This window comes from Microbacterium sp. (assembly GCF_049661145.1).
Classification (GTDB): domain Bacteria; phylum Actinomycetota; class Actinomycetes; order Actinomycetales; family Microbacteriaceae; genus Microbacterium.
In genome coordinates this window covers 1-3,981 of the sequence record NZ_JBASZT010000287.1, presented here as the reverse complement: position 1 = coordinate 3,981, position 3,981 = coordinate 1, and the positions used below count along the sequence as shown (strand labels likewise).

Sequence of the window (3,981 nt, the reverse complement as noted above, 5' to 3'; positions counted from 1 at the left end):
CCCCAGGCCCGCCCGCCCGCCGCGCGTTGAGCGCGCGCGACTGCATCCCACCGCGCGAGTTCACGTCTCCCGGCGACTGCCGCCAGTCGATCAGGTCGTACGGGATCTCCTGCAGGAAGCGGCTCGGCATCGCGACCGACACTTCGCCGAACTGAGCGCGCGTCATCGCGAGCGACAGGTGCAGGCGCTTGCGCGCCCGCGTCAGCGCGACGTAGAACAGCCGCCGCTCCTCCTGCGGACCGCCCGGCTCACCCGCCGAGATCCGGTGCGGGATCAGGTCTTCCTCGACGCCGGTGACGAACACCGCGTCGTACTCCAGCCCCTTGGCGGTGTGCATCGTCATCAGGGACACCGACCCCGACGCGTCGGCGAGGTCGTCGGCATCCGACACCAGCGCGACCTCCGTCAGAAAGTCGAGCACCGTCCCGTCGGGGTTGTTGCGCGCGAATTCGCGGGTGACGGCGACGAGCTCGTCGAGGTTCTCGACGCGAGCCTCATCCTGCGGATCCTTCGATCTGCGCAGTGCATCGAGATAGCCCGACTTGTTCAGCAGCAGCGTGAGGCCCTCGGTGACGGACTTCGATGGCGCGACCTCTCCCGACGGAGGCAGCATGACGATACTCGCCTCGGCGAGCACGGCGTCGAGCTGTGCGATCGTCGCCTGAATCTTGGGACCCACGCCCAGCGCCGACGCGTTCGCGAGCGCATCGCGGAACGTGATGCCCTCGTCGGCCGCATAGCGCGCGATGGCCGTCTCGGTGACGTCACCGATCCCGCGGCGCGGCCTATTCAGGATGCGGCGCACGCTCAACTCGTCGGCGGGGTTCGCGACCGCGATGAGGTACGCGAGGGCATCCTTGATCTCGGCGCGCTCATAGAACTTCGTGCCGCCCATGATCTTGTAGGGGACGGCGGCGCGGATGAGGATCTCCTCCAGCGCCCGCGACTGCGAGTTGGTGCGGTAGAAGACGGCCATCTCGGCATAGGGCACGCCCGCGCGGCGCAGCGCCTCGACCTCGTCGGCGACGAACTGCGCCTCGTCGTGCTGCGAGTAGCCGGTGAACCCGACGATCTTCTCGCCGGCGCCGACGTCGGTCCACAGCTTCTTGTCCTTGCGGTCGAAGTTGTTGCCGATGACGGCGTTGGCGGCGCTCAGGATGTTCTGCGTCGACCGGTAGTTCTGCTCCAGCAGCACCACTTTCGCGCCGGGGTAGTCCCGCTCGAACTCGGTGATGTTGCGGATGTCGGCGCCGCGGAACGCGTAGATCGACTGATCGGAGTCGCCGACGACCGTGAGCGACGCGCCCTCGGTCTCGTCGAGCAGCGCGCCGACGTCCTCGATGGGCCGCGTCAGCTCGTGGATCAGCGCGTATTGCGCGTGATTGGTGTCCTGATACTCGTCGACGAGGATGTGGCGGAACCGCTTGCGGTAGACGTCGGCGACGTGCGGGAACGCCCGGAACAGGTACACCGTCTGCGCGATGAGGTCGTCGAAGTCGAACGCATTGGCCCGCTGCAGCGACCGCTGATAGTCCGCGAAGATCTCGGCGAACAGGCGCTCGGCCGGGTCGCTGAGATTGGCCGTGCGGGCGAACGACTCGGCATCCGCCAACTCGTTCTTGAGCTTCGAGATGCGCCCCTGAACGGATGCCGGGGTCAACCCGAACGCGTCGGCCTCGTGCTGCTTCACGAGCCGTTTGACGAGCGCCCGCGAGTCGCCGGAGTCGTAGATCGTGAAGTTGCGAGTGAAGCCGAACTGCTCGGCCTCGCGGCGGAGGATGCGCACGCACGCGGAGTGGAACGTCGAGATCCACATGCCCTGCGCGGTGTCGCCGATGAGCTGCTGTACGCGTTCGCGCATCTCGCCGGCGGCTTTGTTGGTGAAGGTGATCGCGAGGATCTGGCTCGGCCACGCCTCGCGGCTGCGCAGCAGCGACGCGATCCGCCGGGTGAGCACGCTCGTCTTGCCGGAGCCGGCACCGGCCACGATCAGCAGGGCCTTGCCGCGGTAGACGACCGCTTCGCGCTGTTGCGGGTTCAGGCCCGCGAGGAGGTCTTCGTCGGGACGGGTGCCGTCGGGGCCGGTGCCGCCCGTACCGCCGGGGCCGGTGGCGCGGGCGGATGCCGGCGCACCGGGCACTCCGGGCGCGCCGACGATGACGGGTGTGATGGCATCAGGCATGTCCCTTCAAGTGTAGGTCGGGGCCCCGACGTGCAGCCGAGACGTCACGCGCCCGGGGCGAGGAACTCGGTGCGCAGCCCCGGGAATCGGGCGAAGTCACGATCGAACGTGACCCACGTCGCGCCGTGTTCGATCGCGACGGCCGCGTGCGCGGCGTCGGAGACGAGGTTCCCGCGGGCTCCCGTCGCGCGGCACAGCTCGGCGAAGATCCGCCAGTGCCGGGGACCGGGGCTGATGCGGGTGACTCTCGGCGCGGCCAGCAGCTCGTCCACAATCGCCAGCGCGACATCCGGAGGTGTCGGAATCTCGTAGATCCGAGGGTTGGTCGCGACCCGGACGTACCCCGTGATCACGCTGTCGACGAGTGCAAGGGCCTCGGCACTGGACACCGCCTGTTGCAGCCAGCGCGCGGACTGCGCGTGGTCCGCAGCCTCAGCGCGGTACGCCTGTACCAGGACGTTGACGTCTGGCGCGATCACGAACGACGCGATCGACGTATCTGCTGAACGGTGAAGTCGTCCTCATCGAGGAGGTCCTGTATCTGATCCTTGTCCATGAGATCGACTCCCGGCCACGTCCCGCCTTTCCCTGGAGGGGGGGAGAACGGCTTGACGACGAACGGCGTCCGTGGCTCCTCCGCGTGCTGCAGTTCCCGCCGCAGAGCGTCCTCGACGAACGAGGTCACGGTTCGCTCCTCGGCACGGGCGCGCTCTTTCACCTGCCGGTACAGCTCGTCGTTGATGATCATGGTCGTGCGCATACGCCTGAGCATATCAGTGGATATGCCGATATGCCTGGGCTCTCCGCCGCCCCGTCCGTTACAGCAGCCGCCGCTCGCTCGCCCACGCCGTCAGCTCGTGCCGCGACGACAGCTGCAGCTTGCGCAGCACTGCCGACACGTGCGTCTCGACCGTCTTGATCGAGATGAACAGCGCCGCCGCGACCTCTTTGTAGGCGTAACCGCGCGCGATGAGGCGCATCACCTCCTGCTCGCGCGCCGACAGGCGATCGAGTTCGTCGTCGACGGCCGCGATCTCGCCCGACACGGCACCGAACGCGTCGAGCACGAAGCCCGCCAGGCGGGGCGAGAACACGGCATCCCCCTCTGCCACGGCATGCGCGGCGCGACTGACCTCGACGCCGGACGAGCCCTTCGTGATGTAGCCGCGGGCGCCGGCGCGGATGACGCGGACGACATCCTCCGCGGCATCCGACACACTCAGCGCGAGGAACCGCGTGGCCACGCCCGTCGAGGCGCGGATGACCTCTTCGCCGCCCGTCGCACCGGGTACCGGCCCGCTCGATCCGCCCGGCAGGTGCACGTCGAGCAGCACGACGTCGGGTCGGGTCTCGGCGATGACGGCCACGGCGCTCGGCACGTCGGCGGCCTCGCCGACGACCGTCACGGTCTCGTCCAGGTCGGTGCGCAGCCCGGAGCGGAAGATGGAGTGGTCGTCGACGATGACGACGCGGATGCCGTCAGCCACGACCGTCTCCCACCGCGAAACCCGACGCATGGCCTGCCGCGTGGCCGGGTGAATGGCCGGAAGCGAGACCGGCCGCGGGGTACCGCAGGTGCACCTCGGTCCCGTCCGGACCGGAGTGCACGTGCGCGATGCCGCCGACACGGCGCATCCGCCCGATGACGGACTGCCGCACGCCGAGCCGGTCGTCAGGGACCGCGTCGAGGTCGAAACCGCCGCCGCGGTCGCGGATGTACACATCGACGCCCCCGGAACCGCCCTCGATGTACACCGACACCTCGCCGCCGGCGTGACGAGCGGCGTTGAGCATCGCCT

At 69.0% G+C, this 3,981-nt stretch carries 4 protein-coding genes and 1 pseudogene; all 5 read right to left on the bottom strand.

Going from position 1 to position 3,981, the window contains the following annotated elements; all coding sequences use genetic code 11:
* Positions 1 to 2,182 (bottom strand): ATP-dependent helicase (locus WBP48_RS12270; RefSeq protein WP_424440821.1); only part of this gene is annotated, 2,182 nt, incomplete at its 3' end.
* A gap of 44 nt (positions 2,183 to 2,226) precedes the next feature.
* Positions 2,227 to 2,661, bottom strand: a complete 435-nt coding sequence (locus tag WBP48_RS12265; protein ID WP_424440819.1) for a type II toxin-antitoxin system VapC family toxin — start codon at positions 2,659 to 2,661, stop codon at positions 2,227 to 2,229.
* Entirely contained in the window at positions 2,658 to 2,942 is a 285-nt protein-coding gene (locus tag WBP48_RS12260; protein ID WP_424440817.1) for a hypothetical protein, read from the bottom strand. The genes WBP48_RS12265 and WBP48_RS12260 overlap by 4 nt, the downstream gene beginning before the upstream one ends.
* 58 nt (positions 2,943 to 3,000) lie before the next feature.
* Positions 3,001 to 3,699: a LuxR C-terminal-related transcriptional regulator gene (locus tag WBP48_RS12255; protein WP_424440815.1), complete on the bottom strand. Its 699-nt coding sequence runs from the start codon at positions 3,697 to 3,699 to the stop codon at positions 3,001 to 3,003.
* A pseudogene (locus WBP48_RS12250) lies at positions 3,662 to 3,981 on the bottom strand (hypothetical protein); the annotation flags it as partial. The gene WBP48_RS12255 and the pseudogene WBP48_RS12250, both read right to left, overlap by 38 nt.

Excerpts from the sequence above, each read along its gene's own strand:
- WBP48_RS12255 (WP_424440815.1), bottom strand. The coding sequence starts at position 3,699 with ATGCGTCGGGTTTCGCGGTGGGAGACGGTCGTGGCTGACGGCATCCGC.
- WBP48_RS12260 (WP_424440817.1), bottom strand. The coding sequence starts at position 2,942 with ATGCGCACGACCATGATCATCAACGACGAGCTGTACCGGCAGGTGAAA.